22 protein-coding genes and 1 other RNA gene are annotated in these 26,184 nt (G+C 48.5%); 11 read left to right on the top strand and 12 right to left on the bottom strand.

What is annotated here, in order from left to right; all coding sequences use genetic code 11:
• Positions 1-3: 3 nt before the first annotated feature.
• Entirely contained in the window at positions 4-1,143 is a 1,140-nt protein-coding gene (gene recA, locus JW881_01140; GenBank protein MBN1696090.1) for a recombinase RecA, read from the bottom strand.
• A gap of 221 nt (positions 1,144-1,364) precedes the next feature.
• Between recA and JW881_01135 the strand changes: the two genes are divergently transcribed.
• Entirely contained in the window at positions 1,365-2,033 is a 669-nt protein-coding gene (locus JW881_01135; GenBank protein MBN1696089.1) for a hypothetical protein, read from the top strand.
• Between the two features lie 152 nt (positions 2,034-2,185).
• A complete protein-coding gene (locus JW881_01130; protein ID MBN1696088.1) occupies positions 2,186-3,268 on the top strand; it encodes a ribose-phosphate pyrophosphokinase in 1,083 nt (360 codons plus the stop codon).
• Between the two features lie 21 nt (positions 3,269-3,289).
• Here JW881_01130 and JW881_01125 read toward each other — a convergent pair whose 3' ends face one another.
• The 4 genes from JW881_01125 to rpe are packed head-to-tail and all read right to left on the bottom strand — an operon-like array spanning position 3,290 to position 7,270.
• Positions 3,290-4,354, bottom strand: a complete 1,065-nt coding sequence (locus JW881_01125) for a hypothetical protein (protein MBN1696087.1) — start codon at positions 4,352-4,354, stop codon at positions 3,290-3,292.
• Positions 4,355-4,367: 13 nt separating this feature from the next.
• Positions 4,368-5,507, bottom strand: coding sequence for a hypothetical protein (locus JW881_01120; protein MBN1696086.1), 1,140 nt, complete (start codon positions 5,505-5,507; stop codon positions 4,368-4,370).
• Positions 5,504-6,541, bottom strand: a complete 1,038-nt coding sequence (locus JW881_01115) for a tetratricopeptide repeat protein (GenBank protein ID MBN1696085.1) — start codon at positions 6,539-6,541, stop codon at positions 5,504-5,506. Before JW881_01115 ends, JW881_01120 begins: the two co-directional genes overlap by 4 nt.
• A gap of 60 nt (positions 6,542-6,601) precedes the next feature.
• Positions 6,602-7,270, bottom strand: a complete 669-nt coding sequence (gene rpe / locus JW881_01110) for a ribulose-phosphate 3-epimerase (GenBank protein MBN1696084.1) — start codon at positions 7,268-7,270, stop codon at positions 6,602-6,604.
• Positions 7,271-7,437: 167 nt separating this feature from the next.
• On the opposite strand from rpe, the gene mazG reads away from it, so the two are divergent.
• Complete coding sequence (gene mazG, locus JW881_01105; protein MBN1696083.1) at positions 7,438-8,241, top strand: nucleoside triphosphate pyrophosphohydrolase; 804 nt, start codon at positions 7,438-7,440, stop codon at positions 8,239-8,241.
• Between the two features lie 127 nt (positions 8,242-8,368).
• Here the strand turns inward: mazG and JW881_01100 are convergent, their stop codons facing one another.
• Together JW881_01100 and JW881_01095 are read right to left on the bottom strand one after the other, a co-directional pair.
• Complete coding sequence (locus JW881_01100; protein MBN1696082.1) at positions 8,369-11,152, bottom strand: OmpA family protein; 2,784 nt, start codon at positions 11,150-11,152, stop codon at positions 8,369-8,371.
• A 211-nt stretch (positions 11,153-11,363) separates the two neighbouring features.
• Positions 11,364-11,576 (bottom strand): hypothetical protein, encoded by a 213-nt coding sequence (locus JW881_01095; protein ID MBN1696081.1) that lies wholly within the window; start codon positions 11,574-11,576, stop codon positions 11,364-11,366.
• A 197-nt stretch (positions 11,577-11,773) separates the two neighbouring features.
• Here JW881_01095 and JW881_01090 point away from each other — a divergent pair, with 197 nt between their 5' ends.
• Positions 11,774-11,992 carry an AbrB/MazE/SpoVT family DNA-binding domain-containing protein gene (locus JW881_01090; GenBank protein MBN1696080.1) on the top strand — a complete coding sequence of 73 codons (219 nt, stop codon included), beginning with the start codon at positions 11,774-11,776 and terminating at the stop codon, positions 11,990-11,992.
• A 205-nt stretch (positions 11,993-12,197) separates the two neighbouring features.
• The gene (locus JW881_01085; GenBank protein ID MBN1696079.1) at positions 12,198-14,702 is read left to right on the top strand and encodes a S8 family serine peptidase; all 2,505 of its coding nucleotides are present in this window, start codon (positions 12,198-12,200) and stop codon (positions 14,700-14,702) included.
• A 30-nt stretch (positions 14,703-14,732) separates the two neighbouring features.
• Here JW881_01085 and JW881_01080 read toward each other — a convergent pair whose 3' ends face one another.
• Positions 14,733-15,956 (bottom strand): pyridoxal phosphate-dependent aminotransferase, encoded by a 1,224-nt coding sequence (locus JW881_01080; GenBank protein ID MBN1696078.1) that lies wholly within the window; start codon positions 15,954-15,956, stop codon positions 14,733-14,735.
• A 206-nt stretch (positions 15,957-16,162) separates the two neighbouring features.
• Here JW881_01080 and JW881_01075 point away from each other — a divergent pair, with 206 nt between their 5' ends.
• The 3 genes from JW881_01075 (at position 16,163) to JW881_01065 (ending at position 19,424) form a co-directional block, all read left to right on the top strand.
• Positions 16,163-16,975 (top strand): hypothetical protein, encoded by an 813-nt coding sequence (locus tag JW881_01075; protein MBN1696077.1) that lies wholly within the window; start codon positions 16,163-16,165, stop codon positions 16,973-16,975.
• Between the two features lie 146 nt (positions 16,976-17,121).
• Complete coding sequence (locus JW881_01070; GenBank protein ID MBN1696076.1) at positions 17,122-17,868, top strand: ABC transporter ATP-binding protein; 747 nt, start codon at positions 17,122-17,124, stop codon at positions 17,866-17,868.
• Positions 17,856-19,424, top strand: a complete 1,569-nt coding sequence (locus JW881_01065; GenBank protein MBN1696075.1) for a hypothetical protein — start codon at positions 17,856-17,858, stop codon at positions 19,422-19,424. Before JW881_01070 ends, JW881_01065 begins: the two co-directional genes overlap by 13 nt.
• Here JW881_01065 and hemW read toward each other — a convergent pair.
• Genes hemW through lepB (JW881_01050) form a run of 3 tightly spaced genes read right to left on the bottom strand, consistent with a single transcriptional unit; the run spans position 19,416 to position 22,388 of the window.
• Positions 19,416-20,630 (bottom strand): radical SAM family heme chaperone HemW, encoded by a 1,215-nt coding sequence (hemW, locus tag JW881_01060; protein MBN1696074.1) that lies wholly within the window; start codon positions 20,628-20,630, stop codon positions 19,416-19,418. The genes JW881_01065 and hemW overlap by 9 nt on opposite strands.
• A complete protein-coding gene (lepB, locus tag JW881_01055) occupies positions 20,617-21,369 on the bottom strand; it encodes a signal peptidase I (GenBank protein ID MBN1696073.1) in 753 nt (250 codons plus the stop codon). Before lepB (JW881_01055) ends, hemW begins: the two co-directional genes overlap by 14 nt.
• Positions 21,369-22,388 carry a signal peptidase I gene (lepB, locus tag JW881_01050; GenBank protein ID MBN1696072.1) on the bottom strand — a complete coding sequence of 340 codons (1,020 nt, stop codon included), beginning with the start codon at positions 22,386-22,388 and terminating at the stop codon, positions 21,369-21,371. Before lepB (JW881_01050) ends, lepB (JW881_01055) begins: the two co-directional genes overlap by 1 nt.
• 123 nt (positions 22,389-22,511) lie before the next feature.
• Between lepB (JW881_01050) and JW881_01045 the strand changes: the two genes are divergently transcribed.
• The 3 genes from JW881_01045 to ssrA all read left to right on the top strand — a co-directional run bounded on the left by JW881_01045 (position 22,512) and on the right by ssrA (position 24,986).
• The gene (locus tag JW881_01045; protein MBN1696071.1) at positions 22,512-24,170 is read left to right on the top strand and encodes an SUMF1/EgtB/PvdO family nonheme iron enzyme; all 1,659 of its coding nucleotides are present in this window, start codon (positions 22,512-22,514) and stop codon (positions 24,168-24,170) included.
• 3 nt (positions 24,171-24,173) lie between these two features.
• On the top strand, positions 24,174-24,635 hold the full coding sequence (smpB, locus tag JW881_01040) for an SsrA-binding protein SmpB (protein ID MBN1696070.1): 462 nt from the start codon (positions 24,174-24,176) through the stop codon (positions 24,633-24,635).
• A gap of 1 nt (position 24,636) precedes the next feature.
• Positions 24,637-24,986, top strand: a transfer-messenger RNA (tmRNA) gene (gene ssrA / locus JW881_01035).
• Between the two features lie 140 nt (positions 24,987-25,126).
• On the opposite strand, the gene JW881_01030 is transcribed toward ssrA, so the two are convergent.
• Positions 25,127-26,137, bottom strand: a complete 1,011-nt coding sequence (locus tag JW881_01030) for a hypothetical protein (GenBank protein ID MBN1696069.1) — start codon at positions 26,135-26,137, stop codon at positions 25,127-25,129.
• Positions 26,138-26,184: the final 47 nt, after the last annotated feature.

The following is a 26,184-nucleotide window of genomic DNA, read 5'->3' as shown; positions in this document are numbered from 1 at the left end:
CGATCAAAACAATTCCTTTTCCATGCCGGTTTCAGGTTTTTGCGGCGCGGCTTGAGTGTTTTTATCTTTTTTGATTTCTTTTTGTCCCGGTTCTTCCCGGGATGGTTTATCGGGATAGAGTGTTTTTTTCAATTTATTTTCTATTTCCACTGCGATGTCGGGATTTTTCTCGAGAAAGAGTTTTGCGTTTTCCCTCCCCTGACCAATTTTTTCCGTTCCGAACGAATACCAGGAACCGGTTTTAACAATCAGATTGTGTTCGATCGCCAGATCGAGGAGACTCGCGCTTCCCGAAATACCTTTTCCGAACATGAGTTCGAGTTCGACTTTCTTGAACGGGGGCGCTATCTTGTTCTTGACAACCTTGACCCGTATCCTGTTCCCTATTATATTGTCGGTGCCCTGTGAAATGCTTTCGATCTTTCGTACCTCGAGTCTGATGGTGGAGTAAAACTTAAGCGCCTTGCCGCCCGTGGTCGTTTCGGGATTGCCGAACATCACGCCGATTTTCATCCGTATCTGGTTGATAAAAATAAGACAGGTGTTCGATTTCGATATAATCCCGGTCAATTTTCGAAGCGCCTGGCTCATCAGCCGGGCCTGAAGGCCCATGTGGGAATCCCCCATCACCCCTTCGATTTCCGCACGAGGTGTCAGGGCCGCGACCGAATCGAGGACGATAATGTCCACCGCCCCGGACCTGACCAGGGATTCGGTGATATCCAGAGCCTGTTCGCCCGTATCGGGCTGCGATACCCAGAGTTCGTCGATATTGACGCCGAGGTTCCGGGCGTACGTGGGATCGAGCGCGTGTTCCGCGTCGACAAATGCGGCGATGCCGTTTTTTTTCTGTGCTTCAGCGATCGCGTGAAGGGCCAATGTCGTTTTACCGGATGATTCCGGTCCGTATATTTCGATGATCCTTCCACGGGGATACCCCCCTATACCAAGCGCGGCATCGAGAAGAATCGAACCGGACGGGATCACTCCCGATTCCGCTTTCTGCGGGCTTTCACCGAGTTTCATAATCGAGCCCTTGCCGAACTGTTTTTCGATCTGAAGTTTTGCGGATTCGAGTGCCTTGAGCCGTTCCTCGATATTTTCGGCCGGTTTAAATGTTTTTGAGAATTCGCTTTTCGCCATATTAATATCCCCTTTCCACTAATATATAAATGGGAATTTTGTTCTCCTGCTTTAATTTTTTTTTTATTTTACAGAAAAAAATGCATAAATAATAGTGGTTTTCGATAAAATCTTGTTTTTCATGCGATGCCGGCCGAATCATTTCTGCGTTTTCCCTTTAATCAATGAGAGGTATGAATTGAATTAATTTAAATATGCCGATAATGAATAAGACCGTCACCATGAAAAAAAGCTTGTATTGCCTGATCATATGTCTGTACTCGGTGTTTCCTCTCCATGGTATCGATTATACAGATATCATCGGGTCCACCGACAGGGAAAACAACCCGTTTATCATCAGGGTGCTTGGGTCGGTCGGATTGAATGAGCGGATAGAGATAGTGAGAGCACTCGGAAAACGTGACGATCCGTATATCGCCGACATTCTTTCATCGCTTATATCCCGTTGTTCGGGAAAAAGAAAAGAGGAAGTCGAATACCTTATACGCGTTCTCGTTCACAATATGTTCGATCCCGGGTTACCCGAAGAAATCCTGCTCAGCAGACTGCTGGCAAACAGAGACGTCCTCGTATCAATGCTCTACCGGATTCATATCTTCGATGACCCCATGCTCAGATCGCATCTCCTCAGGATTATCCCTTATTTCCATGACGCATCGTTGAATGCTCTTCTTATGTCCGAAGGACAGCGGCTTTTATCCATATGCCGGGCTGAAAACGGAATGCCCGGTACCCTCATCGATTACGAAATAGAAGTATTCCTCGATATTGCCGCGATCGTCGGGACGGACGATTTTCTGGACATCTGCCTTTCATTCAGATACTGCTCGCGCTCTAAGCGTGTTTCAAAAAAAGCGAATGAAACATCAAAAGTCATTGCGGGTAAATAACCGGAGAAAAATTTACCAACACCGCCAGTCAGGCGGAATTCTATACGGACGGAAGCCGAAAAAGCTGCCTTGATACTTTTAACTCACCGTTTCCTTATGCTATACTTTCACCCGTACTTACATCCGTTTGCCGCATTCAGGAGGTAACGATCATGAGAGGGAAACTTCAGATATTCGCCACACGATCGATGCAGGACTATACCGATAAGGTCGTCGAGGGCATTTCAACCTATTTTGCCTACAACAAGCCCCTTTATGACTTAAAGGGCAATCTCTCTGTCTCCCGTTTCGCGGACGGGGAAATGGAAGTGGAAATCACGAGTTCCGTTCGCGGTCATGATGTGTTTCTCTTTGCGAACGCGAGTAAGAACTCATCCGGCATTTCCGTCGAAGAAAACAAGATAGAGATATATAACGCGGTGGACGCATTACGGCGTGCCCAGGCGGGCCGTATCACACTTTTCGAGCCGTACTGCAGCCCGGGCAGGTCCGACCGGACCACGAGAAGAAACTCGGTGGGTCTCTGGATGCATTTCAAGATACTGATCAGCCTCGGCGTGGATCACATCATCACCTTCAATCTGCATTCGGACAAGTCCAGGACGATGATCGATCCGGCCGTCTGCGCGATCGACGACATTCCCATTCTCTTTCTCCTCAAGCGCTATATCGCGGATACCTATATCAAAACCGTCGAAAACCTGGAAAAGAAAATAAGAAAGGAGTGGGTATTCTGTTCCGTCGATGCAGGCGGCGAGGTGCTGGCAAAGGAGTTCGCCGATTCATTCTGCACCCCGCTCGTCATTTCGCACAAGCAGCGCGACTATTCATGCGTGAACCGCGTGTTGTCCGTGGATATTTTATCGAGCACGGCCCTTAAAAACAAAACCGTCTGGATAATCGACGACATGATCGACACCGGCGGTTCTATTTACAAACTCGCACTCGAACTCAGGAAACGCGAAGTCGCGTGCGTCAATATCGCGGTTGTTCATCCCGTTTTCTCGCCCCCGTCGATCGACCGCATGAAAGAGCTTATCGATAAAGGGATTTTAAAGGATATCGTCTTCGCCGATACCCTCTACTGCCCGCAGGAACTTGTCGATACATTGAAAAACGTGACGGTCGTCTCGTCGCACAAAGTCGCTTCGGATATCATAAGCCGGCTGAATCAGGAAATGACGCTTTCGGAGTTTTTCGGACCATTTAATGTGTATGAGTACCTGAATAAGTGACATGACGGTTCCGCGTATCGATTACTCCAGACGGTGGATCGCCCTGCCTTTGAGAATGAAGTTTTGCCTGTCGATAGTCTCGATCGAGCCCAACACCTCGATCGTCTGTCCGTTTTCAAGAAGCGCGCCGAAATCGAGAAGAACGGGGATGACCCCCTCGAAGGTGTGCGTATCCCCGACCCAGAAGTCGAATCGTATCGCCTCGTCACCGATTTCGAGACCACCGACCTTTCCCTTCCAGCGGACGAAACAATTGTCGTAAAGATACGGCTGCTTAAGCACCACTTCAAGTGAATAGGAATCCCTGATCGTGGAAAAATCCGGCTCGATAACATGATCTTTCATCGCTCCGGCAGTGACTTTCACCTCGGGTGCCGCGTTCGAATTAAGCAGACGGTTGATTTCAACGAGCGCCCTGTTGTCACGGTATTCGATAAATAAGGACTTTGCCCTGTTAAAAACGGTACGAACCTCCGCATCGGTGAAAATAAACGGGAAATCATCGTTCAGCTGGATGAGGGAAGAGCGTGAGTCGGGAAGAATGAACTGTTCGATTTCAGGTCTCGTCTTTTTTTCCGGGAGCTTCACATATCTGACCACGATAATGCCGGTAAACGACACAACAAGGAGTATGGTCGATATCAGCACGGTATTGGCGAATCCGCGGGATTTTCTTTTCGGGTACAGTGAATATATTTTTTTCGAATCGACAAACTCGACAAGATCTTCGTGTTCGGGAATTTTACGTATGATATTGAGTCCGCGTTGTGCGGTCTTGTTCTTCGGATCGATTTCAAGTACCAGGAGCCATGTCTTGATCGCCTCTTCCCTGTTGAGTTTTTTAAGATGAATAACGGCGATACCGAGTAATGTCGAAATATCCCGGTCATTGAGTTGATGCGCCCTGCTCAAATATGAAAGCGCGCCGCCGGTCTCATCGGTATAGAGACATGAAGTGCCCAGCAGGGAGTAAAAGATAAAACTCTCCCGGTACCTGAATATCTCTGGTTCAAGGAGTCGAATGACATGGCTGAATTTTCCGGATGCAAAGAATCGTTTAGCCTTTTTCAGGCTTCCTGCTGGCATATGTCGGACATCCCTAATACGATTTCATAATTGCCGTGATATGATCTTTGATTTCGAACAGTATTTTTTCCATCGTCGACAGATCTTTATCGGTGATTTCTTTTGTTTTTATCCTGTCATCGATCATTTTGAGCAGGTATTCGAGTGTATGAATATCGGCGATAATCTGATCGTTGACGGTTTCCGGTTTCGATGATTCATCTGCGGTTTCCACCGGCATCACAGGCGTCGGGGTTGCATCGGTTTCCCCTTTCCCGGCCGGGGCTGGAGTCGGAGTTGCCGCTACCTCTTCGAGTATATCCTTGACCTCCTGTTCGTCGGGTTCTTCAGTGACTGAAGCGCTGCTTTCGTCATAATTATGCATCGCTATCACGATTCTCATTCTCGATCCGGCTTCGAGTGTCTTCGGGTAGTAATAATGACAGACGGCCGAATCATTGATCGAATAAGGACGAAGATTGAAATTGCGGCCGGCCGATTCGTCGTATGTCCACGGGGTGTCGTTGAGACGCTTCCAGTTCGCGAAAATGATTTTATCGGGAATTGTGACACCCCCTCCATTGGTTGAGACCTGCAATCCGACAAACGGATCGCTTTTGGGCAGGGGTGAAACCCAGTAGCGTATCATTCTGTCTTTCTCGACAATGATCTCATTCGAAATGTTATCGTGCTTATCAGTCCTGAAATGATGATTCGAGGATTCCCCAAGAAATGTATCGAAAACATATCGGGCGCCGACTGTGAGTTCCTTGTTGCTGATATTGGCTATCGTAAGGGTGATGATCACCCCGTTTGTTTCTGAGGCAGAGGGCGTTTTGGTAAAAACAAAATCCTCGATGATTTCAAGCTGTTTGGAGTTCCAGATAAAACGCGCGCCGATACTCGTTTCCTCGATTTTCTCCTTGAAAGACCCGGTGTCGCCGAGACGAAAGACGTTATTATCGACGGCGACGGAAAGGGTCGATGTCCGTATATCCTGATCGAGTAAAAAGGAGGTATATTTTTTTTTCTCCGGGTTCGATAAATAGTACATCGAAAATCTGCCGAGATTTTTATGAAGCACGAGTCTGATTCTGCCGTTGTTGATTTCAAGTGTAAAGCAGAGAGTGGTGCACAATAAAAGTATCAACGCAAAAAAAGATTTCATTTTCATGAGCCGCCGCCTTCCATGTATTCGAGCAATTGGAGAAGCAGTTCCTTTAATTTGACGGCTTCCTCTTTGAGATCGTACAGCCGTTCTTCGTTTGATTTGACCGGCACTTCCTCCATGGTTTCTTTTGCTGCTTCCGTTGCCGCTGCTGCGGCCATCTCCTCATCGATGGCGCTCAGTTTTTTTTCAAGGTATGCGACACGATTTTTACAATCGATACTCTCTTTTTTCAATTTTTCAAGTTCTTCATTTTTTGCTTTCAGTTCTTCCTGGAGATCGAGTATTTCCGCTTTGGTATAATCTTTCTGTTTTTCCAGCGTCACATCGATCCCGGCCTGCGCGAGTTTTTTCTGATAGGCGGCAATTGCCTGTTCATATGTTTTTTCCCGCTGTTCGTAATCGTCCAGGGTTTTTATGGCTTCCATATGACTCCATTTGAGGAGTTTGAGTAACTCATTTTCGCGCTTCTTGAATTCGATGATCGACAGCCGGTATTTGGCGGACTCGAACTTGTAGCTCGAGGGATAGTTGGCGATGATATGTCTGAAAATTTTCGATGATTTTTCCAGCTGTCCCATAATGAAAAGAGATTCACCGACCCAGAAATATGCATTCGGGACAAAGACGGATGAAGGGTATTGCCGGATAAAATCCTCGAGAATCCTGATCGAGTTTTCGTACTGATTCTGAAGGAAAAGCAACCTCCCCTTCTGGTAGTACGCTTCCGGATAATTAACATGAGCGGGGTATGATGCGAGAAAATGCTCGAGATTTTTTTCGGCATCGTCGAGTCTTCCCAGTATCATATGGCACTTTCCGATCCAGAAATAGGCGTCTCCATGATAAAAATCCAGAGAAGGATCGACGATGATGGCGCGAAAATCAGCGAGTGATTGTTCGTAAAGCCCTTTACTGAACAACTCGATCCCCTCATTCAGAAGCCGATCTCCCTCCTCGCTGAAGCCGGCTGAAAGATAGGTCTGGGGAATCAGAAAAACGACGATACTGAAAAACAGCGATACATGTCTTTTGTTCAATGCATAGTCTCCTATAAAATTTTCGACCGAACGGGCGAAAACATAAAATCAAAGAAAACTTTACTTACCCCCTTGCTTAAAAAAACGGACATATTCACGGGGAGCCTGAGCGGTAAAAAAACCCGTTCCCGAGACGATGACATCGGCGCCTGCTTCGATAACGCTTCGCGCATTGTCGGTATCGATACCGCCGTCGACCTCTATATGATAATTATACCCCATTTTTTCTCTATATTCTTTTAAAAAGGATACTTTTCCGAGTGTTTCCGGAATCAATGTCTGTCCGCCGTAGCCGGGATTTACCGTCATGACGAGCACCATATCGATGAAGGGTAACACTTCGGAGAGGTGAGAAGCGGGGGTCGAGGGAACGATCGAAATACCCGCTTTTTTCTTGACCCCATGTATTTCCATGATAATTCTGTGAATATGAACCACCGCCTCATAATGAAAAGTAATATAGTCGGCGCCCGCTTCAGCAAACCGCCCGATATACGCTTCGGGATTGGTGACCATGAGGTGCACATCAAAGGGCAATTGAGACAAGGGCCGTGCATCTTTTACCATTTTATGGCCGAATGTAATATCCGGTACGAACACACCGTCCATCACGTCGAAGTGGACCCAGTCACCGCCGGCGGCCTCTATTTTTTTAACCGCTTCTCCGATACAACTGAAGCTCGAAGCGAGCAATGACGGGGCGATAATTACCGGTTTTTCTTTTCCCATAACTCAATATACCAGAAACGCAACGCGTCAATCAAGTACGAATGACATCCGGCGGCCGGATAGTATTCAGTGCGGTTTTCTCATATAACGTCTGTATTTTCACCGTTTTATAACGGACAGGGAGAGGCAGCCTTGCAGAGAAACGGTTTCTGTGGTATGACGGTAGTATGGTCGATGAAAACAATAATCGTATAACGGCACAGGAGGCTTTTATGCGATTGTATGGCATTGTCAAACGGCTTCGGGGACCGGACGGGTGTCCGTGGGATAGAAAGCAGTCTGCTTCGACATTACGGAAAAGCCTTATCGAAGAAGCATACGAATCGATCGATGCGATCGAGTGTGACGATGATGAAAACCTCAAGGAAGAACTCGGGGATCTTTTTCTGGTCATTCTCATGATGATACGGATAAAGGAGGAAAACCGGAAGTTCACCCTGACCGATGTGCTTGGAGACATATCGGAAAAGCTGATTCGGCGCCACCCCCATGTTTTCGGCGATGAAAAGGTCGGGAGTGCCGATGAGGTTATCGTCAAATGGGAAGAGATTAAAACGACGGTCGAAGGTAAAAACAGGACGCCGCATCTGCTTGATTCGATTCCCCGGGCATTGCCGCCGCTTGAAAAGGCAGCGGCGATACAGAAGAAAGTATCAAAGGTCGGGTTCGACTGGACCGAAACGGCACCGGTCTTCGGAAAACTCGAAGAGGAAATCGATGAACTGCATCGGGCGGTAAAAACGGGAGGTATCAGGCAGACGGAAGAAGAAATCGGCGATATCCTCTTTACCGTCGTCAACCTCGCCCGCCTCATGAAGATCGATCCTTCACTCGCACTGAACAGGACAAACAACAAGTTTACGGCGCGCTTTATGGAGATCGAAAAAAGACTGATTGAAAAAGGGATTCCCCTCGAGGAAGCGGGGCTTGCGCTGATGGACAGGCTCTGGAACGAAATAAAAAAGCGGTAGAAAATTATATTCCGTCTTCATGTAGCATCTTCAATATCTGAGAGATAAAAAACGGGATCTACCATCACGGCACATTCCTCACGTGAGGATGTGTCATCGAATCGACACATCCTCACGTTCGTATTTGTTATTTCTTGGTGAGATAAAACTCCACCCTTCTGTTTTTCCACCGGTTTTCGAGATCGCCGTGGGGAACCACGGGGTATTTACAGCCCTTGCCGATCGTTTCGATTCTGTTTTTCTCCACACCGGAGGCGACAAGACCTTCCTTGATCGCGTCAGCCCGCTTTTTCGAAAGGGGTATACAATCCTCGACGTCTTCCCGTTCGGCACGCTCGGGATTCTCCCAATACACACTGACCGCGTGGCCTTCGATGGTGATTTTATATGATCTGAATTTGTTGAAGATTTTAGCCAGTCTTTTCAATACCCACAGGTTTTTATCGCTTTTTTCCGGGGAAACATTCTTGTAGTCGGCCGTATCCGGAACAAAAACGATCGACGCGATCCGGATTTTCAACCTGTCGCCGTCTCTCATGACAAGAACATCGATCGGAATAGTACCCTTCGATGCTGCGGTGTTTCCGAAGATATCGGTCGCCTCGAACTCGACCGTGTAATCCTCGGCGGCTTCGACCAGTGCCCCGTCATTTGAAATACCGTCCCAGATTATTTCTTTTGCCGGAGCACCCGTTCCGCCGAACTCCTTGAAAAGTTTGTTGCTGTTCGGCTCAAGGATCCGTATCCGCCATTCGGAGACGGCGCCGGCATCGGTGACATTCGGAATGATGGTCAACTCATCGTCCTCCCCGTCATTATCGGGGGAAAAGAACTCGGGAGTATGTGAAAGAGAAAGCTGTGGTGGGGAATTGTCGAGTAGGAAGGTATTGGATTTCCTGTTAGGGATATTCTCCTTGTTATATTCGACGGAAAACAATGAATAATATTTACCTTCCGGACAGGCTTTTCCGTCCGCTTCCTTTCCGTCCCATGCTATTGTCTCTTTCAAAGGGGGTGTCCCGGTATATGTCCGTTTTACCCCTTCAGTTTCATGGATCACCTCGAGTTTCCAGTTTTTAATCCCCTGTTTTTCTTCGACACCCATACTGAAGGAGATCGTGTCCATGAAACCGTCGTTATTGGGTGAAAACCCCTCAGAGTCGACCCTGATGAAAACGGGGGTCTGTCGCGTATCGATTTCGATACCTGAAACCGTTGTCGTGACCATATTGCCGGCCGCGTCCTGAGATGAGAGTGTATATGTATATCTGCCGTCGGGGAGTATGTTACCGCTTTCGTCCCTTCCGTCCCAGGTGACATTTTCGACGGCGCCCTCCCATTCCATCGTTTTAACGACCTTTCCCACGCTGTCCGTTATTTCCGCTTTCCAGCTGTCTTCCCTGCTCGACGACTGATATATCGTGATCGTCTCACCGCGTTTGTCGCCCGCTGCCGCCGTATCCGGGGTGCCGTTTTCGGCTTCCGTCGAAGCCGACGGCGCGAACACGAGATGAGGACATTCAGTTTCGATCCGGGGGGCGGTCGTGTCGACGACAATTTTTTTTGTCTCGCTCGCTCCCCTGTTCCCGTTATCGTCCCACGCTTCGATCCGAACGTAATAGTCGCCGTCTTCGACCCGTGAACCGTCGTCCTTGTTCCCGTTCCACATGACCGACGGGGGTATCGTGATCGCCGTTTTCGAATACAATATCCGTTCTCCGAGGTTTTTGACATTGAGGTCTTCCGGACGTTCATCCTTCTGATTTATTGTTTTGAGGACATTGCCTTCCTTATCCGTGATTATCACCGAATACCCCTTGACATACCGTTCATCGGTAATATCCAGGGGGATTGTACAATAGTCCTGCGCGCCGTCGTAATTCGGTGAAAAATAGACGGCATCCGGGGTATCGAGCTTGATTTCCGGGGGATTCGTGTCCGTCACGCCCAGGGTTAACGAACATCCCGCGCCGATCGCCCAGATATCGTCATTCAGGGGAAGAAGGGTAAATGACGGCTTTATCTCGCTTCGATGCCAGCCGCGCTCCGAAATATCGAGAAAATCGACCTTTTCTTTTATATCGGTCTTAAATTTCAGAGAAAATCCAAAGGAAAAGGGAATCGGCCGTGAGGAAGTCCCCTCGATGGTTTCATTCAAATCAAGGGTGTAACTGCCGTAAAGGAAGACCATATCAAAGAGGGTGATGTCCGTACCAAGGCCGAATCGAAGGTTCCGGAAAGCCGGCGCGGATAGTGAAGACATCAGACCGATGCTGAAATCCTTCAATTTCAAAGGTTTGCAGTAAACCGCCGCAGCGGGCGTAAACGGCTGGGGGAAAAATGAATCGTCTGAGGTCGGCGCGTACCATTTACCGATGTTTTGAAAACTCACGCCCCACATGACATCTTTGAGGAACAGTACTTCATTAATAATATGGATAAATCCGATGTCCGCGCAAAGGGCCCAGTCGGTCGTGTCGTTTTGCGAGCCGTATATGACATCGAGGCCGATTCCTCCAAGCAGATACGGAAAGAGGTCCTTGGAAAAACTGATATTGAGACTGCCGAGTGTACCCCAGTTCAGACTCGGAAAAGGGGACGTGAAAAAATGACCTGAGGTCGAAAACACACCGAACTTCGACGGAATGCTTATCCCGAGATTCACGGCTGAAGCAAAACCCTCTTCATCTCCGAATCCGGGGAGGTGGAAATAACTCAGGTCCAGCGTAATCCGCTGTTTCGTGGCCGCGGCCGCCGGATTATAGATATCCGAAGCGGGGGATTCAAAGGAGACGGGACCCGTCCCGAACGAAAACAATACCGGTGAATACACCTCTTCGATATTCTGCGCTGAAAGCGGGAGAGAGAGACACAATATCGCCATGATGAAAATCAGATTAATACACTTCATAGTTAAAACCTCACTTTCTAAAATAGTCAGGATATGATTATATGTACGACATAGTATCGATTAATGAAATAATATGCAAGAATACCAAATTGCCTATATAGCTTCCGGAAAGTGGGGATGTGAATGACCGGATTCAAAGGAAAAACTCATTGTATTGCCATGGAAACCCCATTAGAACGACGGTTGGTGATGTATATTTATATCGGGCCTTTTACCGTTTGTTTTTCAACTCTTTGTTTTTTCTTTGAACGAGTTCATTTATCGATTCATCGAGGATTTCAACCTCGATCCGCCGTCCTTTGCAATGTGAGAGGAAGGTAAATAATTTATCCATTTCATACAGTTTCGACGTCACGACAAATCCGTTTGTATGATTGACCAAAAAGAAATTATAGATTCGTGCTGAAATGACCGCTTTCATCATTTTCCCTTTCATTGTTGTCTTTATTATTTCAATTATCGGATGAAACGCGCTAAAATGGATAATTCTTTTACGGATTGCTCGTATTTTTGACTACCGGTATATGGCTTTAATGTGAATGAGAATACATAAATATTTTTATTGCTTTTTTCTCAATAATAATGTACAATTCGACATTATTTTTCAGGCGGGAAGGTAATATGAAAATAAGCATCGATAATGACGGGAAAATAACGATACCTCACATGATTCAGAAGAATCTCGGATTGTTTCCGGGAGATTCCTTTACTATTACCCAGGAAGCGGGGGGAATTCTCCTCACACCGTTAAAAAAAGAGACCAATAACTCACATAAATCGAGTATAATCGTCACCTCGGGCGTATCGGAAGGGAAATCCCGTTATTTCACGCTGAAATAAAGAAAAAGACTATTTTTCTCCATCGCATATCGTCGAAAATACCCGACATGTTTGAAATCCTCCTCATGAAATTTTGATCTGGCCGGCATACAAAGAAAACACTGATAACGTCATTGGACAAACCTCCTCTTTTTTCCTTTCATAAATACGGTACAATAACGCAACGTTAACAAAACGAAAATGTTTAAACCATGACGAGGCACAGATGAGAAATAAACGAATTATAATGGGTGTCATTTGTTTTTTTATGTGTTTGTCTCTCCATCCGACAACGGAGAAAACGGACAGAATCATCGTCCAGTTCAAAAAAGACGCAAAGGAATCCTATCTATCACATGTCGATACTTCTTTCAGGCAGCGGGGTATTCCGGTTCCCGGAAAAACGGAACGGCTTGTCCGCGATCATATTATTGCCGGATTAAAGAAGAGAAACACGGGAAGAATCGGCGATGAAAATGATAATCAAACCGGTACCGTCGATGCCCTTGCGGATTTGATGGTATTTTCATACGACAATTTTCTTTCTCAAGATGAACTCGACCTGATCCTCGATACCTTGAACAAAGATCCGGAGATTCTTTATGCCGAACCGGACGCGATTATCAGGGGATGCTATACCCCTGACGATGAGTATTTCTCCGGGCAGTGGAATATGGTTCGCGTATCGGCAGACAGGGCGTGGGATTATACGACCGGTTCCTCAAATATTGTCGTTGCGGTACTCGATTCCGGTGTCGATTATACCCATCCCGATCTCTGGCAGAATATCGGAAGCGGTTATGATTTCGTCAATGATGACGATGATCCGTATGACGATCACTACCCGGGCTACCACGGGACCCACATTACGGGGATCATCGCAGCCAGGGGTAATAACGTGATAGGGGTAGCGGGCATCAACTGGAATGTCACGATCATGCCCCTCAAAATACTGGACAGCAACCTGGAAGGTTATTTATCCGACGGGGTCGAAGCGATTGATTATGCGATTTCAGCCGGCTGTGACGTGATCAATGCGAGTTTAGGGACGTACACGGATTATCAGACATTCCGGAATGCGATCATCCGCGCCAGGAATGCCGGGATTATCGTCGTGGCGGCGGCGGGTAATGGCGGAAGCGACGCGATCGGCGACGATAATGACAGAACGCCCTTTTACCCCTCGGCTTATGAGTATGACAATATTCTGGCGGTCGCGAACTCGATGTCATCAAACGATGCCCTCGATGTTTCTTCAAATTACGGCCTGCAGACGGTGGATCTCGCCGCGCCGGGTATGGAGATTTATTCGACCTTCGGAAGCGGCGTCTACAACTATAAATACGGCACGTCGATCGCCACCCCCCACGTCACCGGCGCCGTCGCCCTGCTGCTTTCTGTCGATCCCGATATGGGGTATCGCGAGGTAATCGAGGCGATCCTCGATAATGTCGATCCGGTCCCATCGTATTCGGGAAAAATAATAAGCGGCGGGAGACTCAATATCGAACGGGCACTGCTTGCTTCCGGCGGCCAGATTCCGGTGAATACGCCGGTACCCGAACCGGCGCCGCAAAACTCACCGGAGCCGGTAATCGATATGAAAGCGGCATACCGTTGCGGCGAGGTCGGCGAGACTGCCGCGGCATTGCGGCCGAACATACGTATCATCAATATGGAACCGTCACAACTGGTATTGCAGAACATCACGGTCCGCTATTTTTACACGAAGGAAGGGACACAGCAGGAACGTTACCGTATCGATAACGCCGATATCGATACGTCGCTCCTCTCTGTCGTCTTCTCCGACGGCTACTTCGATATCGGTTTTACCCATACACAGGGGGAGATCCTTTTCAATCCGTATTCGGAGCTCTGCATCGAACTCACCATCGAAAAAACGGACGGAAGCCGTTACGATCAGACAAACGATTATTCCTTCGATCCTTCGTATTCGGCCTATCGGGATTTCAACCGAATCGCCGTCTATTACGGCGGCGATCTACTCTGGGGAGTCCCTCCTGCCGGAAATTACCCGGCGCCGACGGCCGGGCCTGAAACGACCCCCTCCCCCACCCCCCTCCCGACCGAAACCCCTTTGCCCGGGGCAGGGCACGTCCGGATCGCGCCCGAAGAAACATCGGTCTTCATCAATGAACATTTCTCCGTGGAAGTCCGTCTTGATTCCGGTACCCAGAAGGTTGCCGCTTACGGGATCGACATTTCGTATACCCCCGGTATCATTTCCGTGGATACGGAACAGGGGGATAGCGGCGTCGCTGAGGGGGCCGACGGATTTATAGCGGCGGTAAACGTGAATGAACCCGGGATCATCAAAACAAGCGGATTCGATACGACCGGCAGCGGGCCGGGCCGTGATCTCCATCTTCTTACCCTTTATTTTATTGCCGGAGAGGAAGCGGGAAGCACCCCGCTTTCGGTAACGATCGATTCAATCGTCGACGAAAATACCCTTGAAGTCGGTATTCCCGAGGCAATCGGCGGGAATGTGACGGTTTTTGAGAGTATCAGGGGGGACGTGAACGGCAGTAACCGTATCGATATCACGGACGCGCTTATCGTCGCCCAGTATTACGTGGGGCTCGAACCCGCCTCATTTACCGCGCCGCTTTCATCCGGAGACGCTGATTGTAGCGGGAAGATCGATATTGTCGACGCGTTGCTTATCGCCCGGTATTATGTTGGAATTATCGAGGCGTTCTGCCAATAAGGAATAACGGAAAGCTGGCGTCCGGAACGATTATTCCTTGTTTTGGATGTAATGTTCAAGAAAATGCTTCAGTTCCTCCATGGCCTTTTTCAGGAGATCTACGGGCGGAAGAAAGACGATCCTGAAATGGTCTGGATGCGGCCAGTTGAAACCGGTTCCCTGGACAACGAGTATTTTCTTTTCAAGAAGCAGATCCAGAATAAACTTGTAGTCGTTGGTGATGCCGAATTTTTTGACATCCAGCCGCGGGAAAAGGTAAAGCGCGCCTTTCGGTCTGACGCAGCTGACCCCCGGTATACCGGAAAGAAGGCGGTGGCAGATATCGCGCTGCTCGCAGAGTCTTCCGCCGGGAAGGACCAGTTCGTTGATACTCTGATAACCGCCGAGTGCGGTCTGTATCCCGAACTGCGCGGGGACATTGCTGCAAAGCCGCATGGAAGCGAGAATATTGAGTCCGTCGAGATAATCCCTTGCATGAGGCCTGTCGCCGCTTATCACCATCCAGCCGGCGCGGAATCCGGCGGCCCGGTAGGATTTGGAAAGTCCGTTGAATGTGACGCACAGGACCTTGTCCGTCAGGGAAGCGATCGAGGTATGGACGACACCGTCATAGAGAATCTTGTCGTATATTTCATCGGCATAGATAATTAGGTTATGTTCTTCCGCAATAGCGGCGATTTCGGTAAGCAGTTCGAGCGGATAGACGGCGCCGGTCGGATTGTTGGGATTGATGATGACGATCGCTTTTGTTTTATCCGTTATTTTATTTCGTATATCGTTACAGTCGGGATACCACTCCGATTGTTCGTCGCAGAGATAATGGACGGCCTTTCCCCCGGATAAATTGACTGCGGCGGTCCAGAGGGGATAATCCGGCATCGGAATGAGGACTTCGTCGCCCGTATTGAGCAGCCCCTGCATGGTCATGACGATCAACTCGCTTACCCCGTTGCCGATATACACATCTTCGATATCGACATCGGGTATCTTTTTTTCCTGCGAATACTGCACGACCGCTTTTCTCGCTGCAAAAAGCCCTTTCGAATCGATATAGCCCTGAGCCTTGCTCATGTTGATGACGATATCGTGGAGGATTTCGTCCGGCGTATCGAACCCGAACGGTGCCGGGTTGCCGATGTGGAGTTTGAGCAGGTGATATCCTTCTTCCTCGAGCCGCTTTGCCTCTTCGAGTACTGGGCCGCGTATGTCGTAGCAGACATCGAGCAGTTTATGCGATTTTTTGATCATATCCATTTTATTCCCTCGAGAAGCCGAGTGTATGCCGATTGAAGGAATTAGTCAATGCATCTTTTGACATGGGCTGAACGTTTGCTTTATACCGCGTCATTCAGGCGCATAAGCCGGTATCCGCTTCCCGTAAATGTGCTTGATCTTTGCCCCGAAAGGCTAGTATATTATACATGGAACGGTGATAATAAAGGGTAACGGAAGGAACAACGATGAATAAGAGACACATATGGCTGACGGTGATTATTCTTTTGGCAACCCTGGGACTCGTCAACTGTAATCTGGTTGTTTCGATGTTCGAGGATTTCACCGACGATAGTTCGACGAAACCCGCCCCGACACCGGGTCCTTCCGCGGAACCGGGTGATATTCATTTTTATTATACCGGTGGGATTCAGTCATTTACCGTTCCCGCCGGCATCACCTCGATCTCAGTCGAATGCCAGGGCGCGCAGGGGTATTCGACACCTGTATATCCTGGCGGTTACGGGGCATACGCATTCGCCGAAGTCGCCGTTTCACCGGGAGCAAGGGTTTATATTTATGTTGGGGGTCAGGGCCAGCCGGCATTTGACGATGGTACCGGCGGCCCTGTTGTCTATAACGGCGGGGGGGCAGGATTCAGCTGCGACACCGGTATATATGCCGGCGGCGGGGGCGGAGCGACCGATATCAGAATCGGGGGGCAGTCGCTGAATGACCGTGTTATCGTGGCAGGCGGGGGCGGCGGAGCGGTCGAAATGCCGGGCGGTATCGGCGGCAATGGCGGAGCGGCCGACAGCGGATACGGTCTATTAGGAGTAGGTTGCAGTGCAGCCGGTCCGTCAGGATATTCGGGCGGCGGAGGCGGCGGCTGGTACGGCGGGACGGCCGGCGGAGAGAATATGCCTGGAACCGGCGGTTCATCATATACCGGAGGCCAGGGATCATTCGTTACCACAAATCAATATGACGAAGAGGGCTCGAACTCTGGCGACGGCCATGTGATGATTTCCTGGGGTGATTACGGGATGCTGCTGGAATAACCTTCCGATAATCGTGACATATTATATGATAAGATGATGGGCGCTACTTTACACCTGCAAAACGGTTTCCAAAGGCGCCTTTTTTTTGTAACGATATCCTCTTTGTTCTTGTTTTACGATTATACTTTTATCACAATGGAAACATAATGGTTGGTCTTGAATCTCTGGTAAAAAGCTACGGCTCCCGTAACGCGGTCGACGGTCTCTCATTCATTCTTGAACCTGGTGAGATCACCGGGTTCCTCGGACCGAACGGGGCGGGAAAAACGACGACGATCAATATGATGGCGGGTATGCTCCGTCCGACATCGGGCCGCATTACCTGTCACGGGCGGCCGATACACGAAGATATGACGTGGTGGAAACGGCACTGCGGCGTCGTTCCCGAAAATCCCCTCCTCTTCCATGCCTTGACCCTCGGCGAACACCTCATGCTCGCGGGAAGACTCCATTCGATTTCAGAACGGGAAACGGAACAACGCTGCGGGAGTCTTTTCGAATATCTCGGTTTATCCGGTTACAGGGAAACAGTGTCCGGGAAGGCTTCCCGCGGCATGAAAAAAAAATGCGCCCTTGCCATGGCCCTTATTCACAAGCCGCGCGTCCTTATATGCGATGAACTCTTTAACGGTATCGACCCTGTATCGAGCCATAATATCAGGCTTCTTTTCGAAACCCTTGCAGAAAAGGGGACGATCATTTTCTTTTCATCACATACGCTTCCCATTGTCGAGACGCTGTCCGACAGGATCATCATCATCGACCGCGGGGCTATTGCCGCAGATATACGGGCCGTTGCACTAAAAGAAGGCCCGGAAAACCTGGAATCGCTTTTTTTCAACACTATCGGGAATCCCCCGACCGACCTGTCCGGTGTCTCATGGCTGATCTGAGTGTCCTTTCCCGTTTCCAGCGTATCGTCTTCTCGCGTCTCTATAAAACCGATACCGCGGGAAAGGCCGAACAATATTTCGTCGCGTGGCTGCTGTTTGTTATCACCGTCCGTTTTTGCGCAAATACCTGGTTCGCCTTTACCGTTCTCCTCGAGGGAAAAACCGATATCGGTCTCTCTTTTGTCATTTTCAACTTTTTCCACCTCCTTCTTTTCTGGGTATTCATTCCTCCCGTCGTAACGGGATCGATGGGAAAAAAGGCTTTTCTGGCACCGCAGTGCTTTCTCTTTCCTCTTTCACAAAAGGAAGTGTTTGTCTCCTGTTTCTACGGGATTGTTTTTCAGCCGGTATACCTGTTTTTGGGCATCGTCTCCATCACCGGGTTGATACCGATGGCGCTTCTCGCAAACCCCGTGTTCCCCGTGACATGCGGCATATGCGGGGTCTTCTTTTTCGCTTCCGTATCCGTTTTTCTTTCGTTCCTGTTCATTCTCATTTCACAAAAATCGGGGAGTGCCGGTATATTCCCGCTGCTTTTCAAAGCCGTCCTCTGTCTCATCCTTTTTGCCAATTTCACTTTTTTCTGGGGCGGGGAACACGTCGTGGTCCTCGTTTTCGGAAAGGCGTATACACTTTTTTCTCCTCAGGGAAATTCCTCGTTTGTTTCATCTCTTTCGTTTTTACACGCCCTCCTTTCCCCCGAAACCAACGTCACGTTTCCTGACTCCCTTCTCTCATACCTTATTCCCCTCACACTTGCGGTTATCGTTCTCTCTCTCACCTTTCTGCTTTCGGCACGCATCACCCCTCACCCTGAAAGAGAACCTCATAAAAAAACAGCAATCCCCGTATTCTCGGGGCTAAGAAAGACGCTCATCCGCTCCCGCATGACATTATTGCGAAAGGAACTCATTTCATTTGTTCACACGATCGATTTCAGAACGGGATTTTTCATTGCCGCGGTAACGGCTCTCTATCTTTCGGTAACGCCCCGCGTCAATCATGAATTGTTTATCCTCGTTGTCGCCCTGTTTACGATCATCACGTCCCCTTTCTTTTTAAATTCGTTCGGTAACGACCGGACGGCTTTCGGCCGTTACCTTCTTTTTCCCGTCACACCGGGGGAAGTGATCTCAGCCAAAAACAGGGCGGCCTTTATCATATGCGGCGTACCGCTTTTTGTTCTTTTAATCCTCCACCTTTTCAAATCAGGAAACGTTATCCTCACCCTCTATTATACGGCGATCACCGTCTGCATCATGCTTTTTTATTGTCTTGCGGGGAATATGATATCGATCATGCTGCCAAAGGCGAGGCATTATGCGAATTTCAGCCATGAAGGAAGCGGGGGGGCTGGCGCGGCATTACTTGCCGTTCTGTGCTGGGCCGTTCCGTTTCAGATTAATACGATCCTGGACGGTGATTTTAAAACCGGCTGTCTCGTCTATTCAATACTCTCCGTTGTCCTATTAATGACCATCATCGCAGCCAATAAAAAAATGGCGGTTTTGTTCGGTGAAAACGCCGATTCGATGAGGGAAAGCCTTTCAGTGTAAGATGTTCGACGCGGTATCGTCGAGTGCGTCGGCGAGTTCGAGGAGGAGGGAATCGAGAATGAACCGTCCCCTGTTCGTGAGAGCGTATCTTCCCGTTATCTCCTTGACATACCGGCGGGCTTTCCATCGATACCACAATTCCGGCACGAGATCGGGAAGGGATTTTTTATATCTGCAAAGGATACCGTCCTCGGGGAATCCGTCTTTCAACCTGAATCCCATCAGGCAGCGTTCGAAAAGGTGATCGTTTGCGGATATCTTTTCGTGCGCCATACCCCAGTCCGACGCTTTACCCGGGAGGAACAATGCTATGTCGTGCGCGTGACTGATACGCAGCACTCCGCCTTTCGGGTCATAAAGGGTGGATACCGCCGAAGGTCCGATACCGATATACGGTTCGAGCAGCCAGTAGCCCATGTTATGACGGCATTCACGTCCGGGGAGGGAAAAATTGGATATTTCATAATTGCTCAAACCTCTGTCTTCGAGAAGGCGGTACCCGTAAAACCATAATCCGTCCTGTGTTTTTATTTCAGGCAGTCTGATTTTGTTTTCATCAACAAGCCGCTTCAGTATTGTCTGCTCCTCGACCGTCAGTGAATAGAACGAGATGTGGTGTGGTGAAAAAAGATTCACACACATTTCGATATCTTCTTTCAATAACCGTCTCGTCTGGCCCGGGATCCCGCATAGAAGATCGATATTGACCAAATGGTTCCAACCGGTGCGAAGCAGTTCCGCCGCTTTTACGATATCCTTGTTTTCACATACTCTTCCGAGGATTCGAAGCAGCGGATCGGAGAAGGTCTGTACCCCCACACTGATTCTGGAAACGCCATACTCATGACAGAGACGGAGAAACGCCGTATCGATGCTGTCCGGATTCGCCTCTATTGTCCATTCTTCAGGTAAATCTAAAGCCGCACCGCGTATCGATGAGAGAAGCTGTTCGAGTACCGGGCGTTCGAGCATGGAGGGAGTGCCGCCACCGATATAGACGGTTTTGAAACGGACACCGGACAGCCGGTCGAGAAAAAACTTTAGTTCGTCGATTATCCCGTCGATCACCCTTCGCTGCAATACGGGATCATTATCGGAGACGGAATAAAAATGACAGTACCGGCATTTTTTCCTGCAAAAGGGGATATGGACGTAAAGAGAAATCAATGCGGGTGATTTGGCGATCGATATGTTACGGAGGTCCAAATTTGTTCAGAGGCCAGTAGCGGAGGATTGTTTTTGCAGAAATATCGAAAAAGGAAATGGGACCCCATGAGCGTGAATCGCTGGATGAGGTTCTATTGTCACCGAGAACAAAGTATTGGTCCTCTCCGAGAAACATGGGTTCCGTGTCTCCGGAAAAAGGAAGCGAGTCGTTCCATCCCTCGACAAAATAATCCTTATCGATAGTAACGGCATAATTCTTTTTGATGAGTGACGTTTCTGGTGTAAAGTCGGATGAGCCGGCCGGTTTGATATACGCCTTGAACTGCCGCATCATCACCACATCACCGGGAAGACCGATGATCCGTTTTACCGTATGACGGCTTATACGCCTGCCGCCAGGCGTATTGACGATACTCGCCCGCTGAAAGGTAAAAAAACGGATGAACGGCGCAATGCATTGGAGGAAGATATTATCGTTTGTGTAATAAGGGGGGATTATCACCACAACATCACCACGATGCGGTTTTTGAATGCCCGCGATCCGCTGCGGTATGAAGGGGATCGCAGGACCATAGAGGATCGGGCTCGAGAAAATTCTGTCTCCTTTTTGTAATGCGGGATGCATTGAAGAGGATTCGACGATACAGGAAGAGATGAAAAAGTGTGTGATAAAAAGATAAAAAACGATAAAAAGAAGAACGACCTTGATTATCCCCGAAACAACGGTATTCTTCTTTTTTCTTCGCCAGTAGACTTCGACGCCGTGAATATGTCTCATTACCTGATACCGCCAAACCGGTTCAGGGGCCAGAACCTGAAAAGGGATTTTCCCAGCACCTTTTTTTTCATGACCGGACCAAAAAAACGGGCATCACGCGAATCGTCCCGATTGTCTCCCATGGGAAAGATCGAGCCGGGAGGAATAAAACGGCCGATATGATTTTTTCTCCATTCACGTTTATTCACCGTATCATACGGACGAATTTCACTCTTTGTTCTGAACCGTACCATATCGACATAGGTGAAATCAAGATTTTTACTGGGACCCCAGACATTCTTTCCTTCGTTGTTCGTGCCAAGAAAAATCAAATCGTCGACTTTTTCTTTCGTTTCCTGCGAATACGGAATCGATTCCTCGTGAAAGACCGTCAATGGCGCGGCAAGTTCAAAAAGCGAGTAATCCCTTTCCGAATAGAATCGCTTGTTGAGGTTATAGTTCAACTTCATCTTTTCTTTAAGCGCATCCTCTTTGTACCACTCCTGTTCTCCTTCCGGCCGGATCTGGAGAAGTCCCTTTCGCATACGGAGCAAATCGCCCGGAACCCCCATGACACGTTTGATAAGAAAGTGTTTTGCGGGATTGCCGTATTCATCCCTGTCGAGATCGACAAGGGAAAAGGTCATCATGTAAACGATTCGGGTGATAATGTCGGTGAGTGTCCCTTTCGATTCGTATTCAGGACTTTCGAATATGGCGATTTCGGCCCGTTCGATTTTTTTCAGGCCGGGAAGTTTGAAAAGACCGGGGAGAAGCTCCGGGCCGTATGAAAGCTTGTCGACGAAGATCCGGTCCCCTTCCATCAACGTCGCGATCATGGAACCGGTCGGTATCTGATATGCCTGGAGAATGTACTGATTGATAAAAAAAACAATCACCACGGCGGAGAGAAATGCCTCGACCCAGTCCGCGACAACGTTCTTTCTCCGTAATTTCTCCCTTTTTATGAGTTTTCTTCTTTTTCTCCAGGTAAGAAACGCTTCCGTTTTCTTCCGGAGTACCGAAAGGAAGTTGTCCATGTGCTACTCCTGTTTTTTCAAGGAAATAATTAAAATACGGGATTCACTCATTCACGCCTCTTTTTGAGTCTAACATGTTTGCGGAATCATTGACAAGCAGTATATTCGTCTCTATAATACGTCATGGCAAAAGAAAAAGAACCATTACCTGATTTTTCCGATGTGACGGTGACACTCAAACCGATATTCGGCATCCGGCCGGAGACCTATCTTCCGGTCGTCTATGCCGGCATTCTCATTCTTCTGATTTTCGTGATCCTCATTCTTCCCGGTCTTGTATCACACGGATCGCTTGTCACCTTTTCTTCCGTTCCTTCAAAGGCGATAGTGTCGGTCGACGGAAAATATATCGGTTCGACACCGATCACCGTTTTTGTAAAGAGCGGCCCGCGTGAGATCGAGATACGCAAACCCTTCTATTCGACGCAAACGGTAAAGGAAAACATCGACGGCGGCGTATTCGGTACGCTTTTTTTCCCGCTTAAAACCGATTTGTCATTCAGCCTTTCCGTCGATGACGGCGCTGGACTCGCCGCCGCCGCCGCGATAGATTTTGCAGGGTTCGGGATGCTCAGGGAGTTTACCCTCGATTACCAGCTTCCACCGATTCTTACCGATGCCGCTGAGGCCGTCAAAACCGGTGATAATGAGGTAACAAACGACCTTGAAGCGATGCTTTTTAACGCTTTGCTGTTTGTCGATTCGGAATCCGAACTGCACCAGGCGCTGGCCGGAGCGGCGATGATCGAGACGGGCGGCAAGCCCATGAATCAGTATTCCTTTATTACATTGATTCGTAAAATCATACAACGTAAAGAAGCGCATGAATATTTCCCGTGCTGGCTTTCCCGCTGCCTGTCAAAGCGAAAATTCAAACCTCATCCCGACTCCGCATATACCTCGCTTTTCGATCAATTGACCGGTTCGACATGGTTTACATCGAATGTCGCCTCGCTTGCAGGCAGACTGAACGCTTTCAAAGAATCTCGGGGAAGCTCGCCCGGGCGCGCTGCAATATCCGCCGGCGGAATCGGGTTTATCGCTTTTTCCGGCGGGGATTATCTTGCGGGCAATACCGAACGGTTGGCATCCGGATTCGAAACGGATGCGGGTGACATTCCCCATGAGGCACACGCGAATCCTTTTTACATCTCCGAAGCCGAAATCACCAATGCCCAGTTCAAGCGATTTATCGATGAAAGGCCCGAATGGGCCCCGTCGAACAGGGATATCCTTGTCCGTGAAGAAAAGGCGACGGAGCACTATCTCGAACACTGGCAGGGTGGTTCTCCTTCCGGCCGCCTTGAGGATATCCCGGTGACACACGTGTCCTGGTATGCGGCGGCGGCTTACTGCGATTGGCTTTCAGATAAAATCGGGGGATCGCTCAGGGCACGGCTTCCCCTTGAAACCGAATGGGAATGGTGCGCGAAAAAATCGGAGCTCACCGGGACGGCGAGGGATTATTTTGAAGAGAATATTACGGCGACCGGGCCGCATTCTGCCGGACGCAGGGACTCATTGGGGTTGCGTGATCTCTTTGGCAATGTGTGGGAATGGTGCGGCGACTGGTTTTTCCCCGCGGGATATTTTTTTACAGAAAGGGACGAAACCGTCGGTGCCCAACCTTCCGATACACTTCAGGGAGTTGAAAAGGTCGTTCGCGGGGGATCGTGGGCGAACACGCGCAAAGAAAATATCTTTTCCTTTACACGGGGAGCCCAGCCGCCGTCATGGTGTACCGAATTTTGCGGTTTTCGTGTCGTGATATCGGAGCGGTAATGTATGCCTGAAAAATCGGGGCAATATAAAAATGTCGCGGTCAACCGCAAGGCCCGGTTCAACTACACAGTAGAAGACTCCCTCGAATGCGGCATCGAACTCAAGGGAACGGAAGTCAAATCCGTCAAGGCGGGAAAATTGTCCTATACCGATTCATACGCGAAGGTGGAAAACGACGAACTCTGGCTTGTGGGACTCCATATTTCACCGTACGATTTCGGTAACATACATAATCACGATCCCGACAGAATACGAAAACTCCTCGCCCATAAACAGGAAATCAAACGGCTGAAGCGGAAAATCATGGAAAAGGGCTTGACGCTCATCCCCTTGCGGTTTTATCTTGTAAAAGGACTCCTGAAAGTGGAAATAGGGATATGCAAAGGGAAAAAGACCTACGACAAACGGGAGGATATCAAGAAACGGGACTTAAAGCGTATCGTCGAACGTGAATATAAAATATAGAGGGGGTGTAACGGATTCGACTGGGGCTGTTTAACGCAAAGACAGCAGGTGGAGCGCCGGACTCCTTAACCCGGCACCATTGATAAGTGCCAACGATGCACAATTAATGGCTGCTTAATAAGCGGTCACGGGCTCCCGGGACGCTGTTCCGAGCCCCGGTAAAGCCTGTCACAAACCGGGACTTACCCGATAGCGGGTCCGCACGCTATCGGGGACATTAACGCGGAATAAGCCGGAATGCGGGGTGCTTCTTCCCTTTGTTCCGGACGAAAACAATAACAAGAAGCTACACCTGTAGACGTTTTTGTGTTTCACTTCAGGACGCGGGTTCGACTCCCGCCACCTCCATTTCAACAACAGGTTCCCTTGCGGAAAGAAGCAAGGGAATTTTTTTTAGCCCGATAGAATTCGACTCCCGCCACCTCCAAAACAATATAAACCGATAGTTTAAAAAACTGCTTGTTATTTTATACTGCGGGACCGGGATATCTTCAAAATTTAACGATTTTTAACAGGAGTAAAACAAGAAAACTAACGGATATTAATGCAGAAACGGTTATTCCGATAAAAAACAGTTTTTCTATTGCTCTGGTAGAAAAGGTTTTTAATGTTGAGTCACCCAGTGTATTGTATTTTTTAATCATCTCATCGATGTTTTTTACCATGGTGTGGTTGCCGGGACTGTCGGCGATGTAATGCTGGGCAAAAGGAAAACATATGACTTTGCAAAGTTCATCTTCCGCCAAACCGGGGAAAAGGGTATTTTTATTTATGAGAACATCATTAATCGGAATATCGATAGCCCGGTCGACTTCGGCCGGATCGAATATGACGGCAAAGGGAGCATGATCGCAATCGGCGATGTTTTTGCCGTATCCAATGGAAGTATTGCCCATCACCCAAATGCTTTGATCCAGCTTCCGCATTTTCCCATTATTTATTGTGCCTTTCAAAGAAAGCCGCCTGCCGGTCCTGTCTTCCTTTATGTCCAGAAATAGTTCTCCCCTGGAGTTTGTTGTAAAAAGGGCGTTTTTGCAATTCGGATCGACGACCCCTTTCGATGGCAGAGCAATGAGGGTATTGCTTAAAATATCGATAAAAATCCATGACGGCAATCCGGTTTTCTTATCTTCTGCAATCAGGTACGATTCAAGCCTCACACCCCAGAACGTGCTGGCGCGTGTACTTAAATTCCCTATCCCAAAGTAATATTCCGGCTCGTCATCGTCAAACAGTTTTGTCTTTTTCAGAACAAAACGGTCCGGCAGCAATGATTTTGCTTTATCAATATTCTTGAGCCTGAAAAAAAGAAACAAACTGTATGGTTCAATGACAAAACCGATATAGGGATATTTTTTTGACGTATGTCTCAATAATCGTTTAAAAACAAAAGAAGGCAGTATTTTTTTGAATGATTGAAAAAAATGCAGTTTTCCGACCGCTACCGGATTAATAAGCGCCTCGACACATTGAATAAATTTTTCATCATTTACTATTCTCATTTTGTTTCTCTCATATTTTTATAAAGATTGGAAACTCCAAATAATTT

The sequence above is a fragment of the Spirochaetales bacterium genome (assembly GCA_016930085.1).
GTDB lineage: Bacteria > Spirochaetota > Spirochaetia > SZUA-6 > JAFGRV01 > JAFGHO01.
The sequence above is the reverse complement of the archived record's forward strand: the minus strand, read 5'-3'. Positions and strand labels throughout refer to the sequence as shown.

Coding starts and splice junctions, on each gene's coding strand:
- JW881_01070 (MBN1696076.1), top strand. CDS start 17,122: ATGGTTGGTCTTGAATCTCTGGTAAAAAGCTACGGCTCCCGTAACGCG.
- JW881_01085 (MBN1696079.1), top strand. CDS start 12,198: ATGAGAAATAAACGAATTATAATGGGTGTCATTTGTTTTTTTATGTGT.
- JW881_01080 (MBN1696078.1), bottom strand. CDS start 15,956: ATGGATATGATCAAAAAATCGCATAAACTGCTCGATGTCTGCTACGAC.
- recA (MBN1696090.1), bottom strand. CDS start 1,143: ATGGCGAAAAGCGAATTCTCAAAAACATTTAAACCGGCCGAAAATATC.
- lepB (MBN1696072.1), bottom strand. CDS start 22,388: ATGGACAACTTCCTTTCGGTACTCCGGAAGAAAACGGAAGCGTTTCTT.
- JW881_01120 (MBN1696086.1), bottom strand. CDS start 5,507: ATGAAAATGAAATCTTTTTTTGCGTTGATACTTTTATTGTGCACCACT.
- rpe (MBN1696084.1), bottom strand. CDS start 7,270: ATGGGAAAAGAAAAACCGGTAATTATCGCCCCGTCATTGCTCGCTTCG.
- JW881_01095 (MBN1696081.1), bottom strand. CDS start 11,576: ATGATGAAAGCGGTCATTTCAGCACGAATCTATAATTTCTTTTTGGTC.
- JW881_01130 (MBN1696088.1), top strand. CDS start 2,186: ATGAGAGGGAAACTTCAGATATTCGCCACACGATCGATGCAGGACTAT.
- lepB (MBN1696073.1), bottom strand. CDS start 21,369: ATGAGACATATTCACGGCGTCGAAGTCTACTGGCGAAGAAAAAAGAAG.
- JW881_01100 (MBN1696082.1), bottom strand. CDS start 11,152: ATGAAGTGTATTAATCTGATTTTCATCATGGCGATATTGTGTCTCTCT.
- mazG (MBN1696083.1), top strand. CDS start 7,438: ATGGTCGATGAAAACAATAATCGTATAACGGCACAGGAGGCTTTTATG.
- smpB (MBN1696070.1), top strand. CDS start 24,174: ATGCCTGAAAAATCGGGGCAATATAAAAATGTCGCGGTCAACCGCAAG.
- JW881_01075 (MBN1696077.1), top strand. CDS start 16,163: ATGAATAAGAGACACATATGGCTGACGGTGATTATTCTTTTGGCAACC.
- JW881_01030 (MBN1696069.1), bottom strand. CDS start 26,137: ATGAGAATAGTAAATGATGAAAAATTTATTCAATGTGTCGAGGCGCTT.
- JW881_01125 (MBN1696087.1), bottom strand. CDS start 4,354: ATGCCAGCAGGAAGCCTGAAAAAGGCTAAACGATTCTTTGCATCCGGA.
- JW881_01090 (MBN1696080.1), top strand. CDS start 11,774: ATGAAAATAAGCATCGATAATGACGGGAAAATAACGATACCTCACATG.
- JW881_01045 (MBN1696071.1), top strand. CDS start 22,512: ATGGCAAAAGAAAAAGAACCATTACCTGATTTTTCCGATGTGACGGTG.
- JW881_01135 (MBN1696089.1), top strand. CDS start 1,365: ATGAAAAAAAGCTTGTATTGCCTGATCATATGTCTGTACTCGGTGTTT.
- JW881_01065 (MBN1696075.1), top strand. CDS start 17,856: ATGGCTGATCTGAGTGTCCTTTCCCGTTTCCAGCGTATCGTCTTCTCG.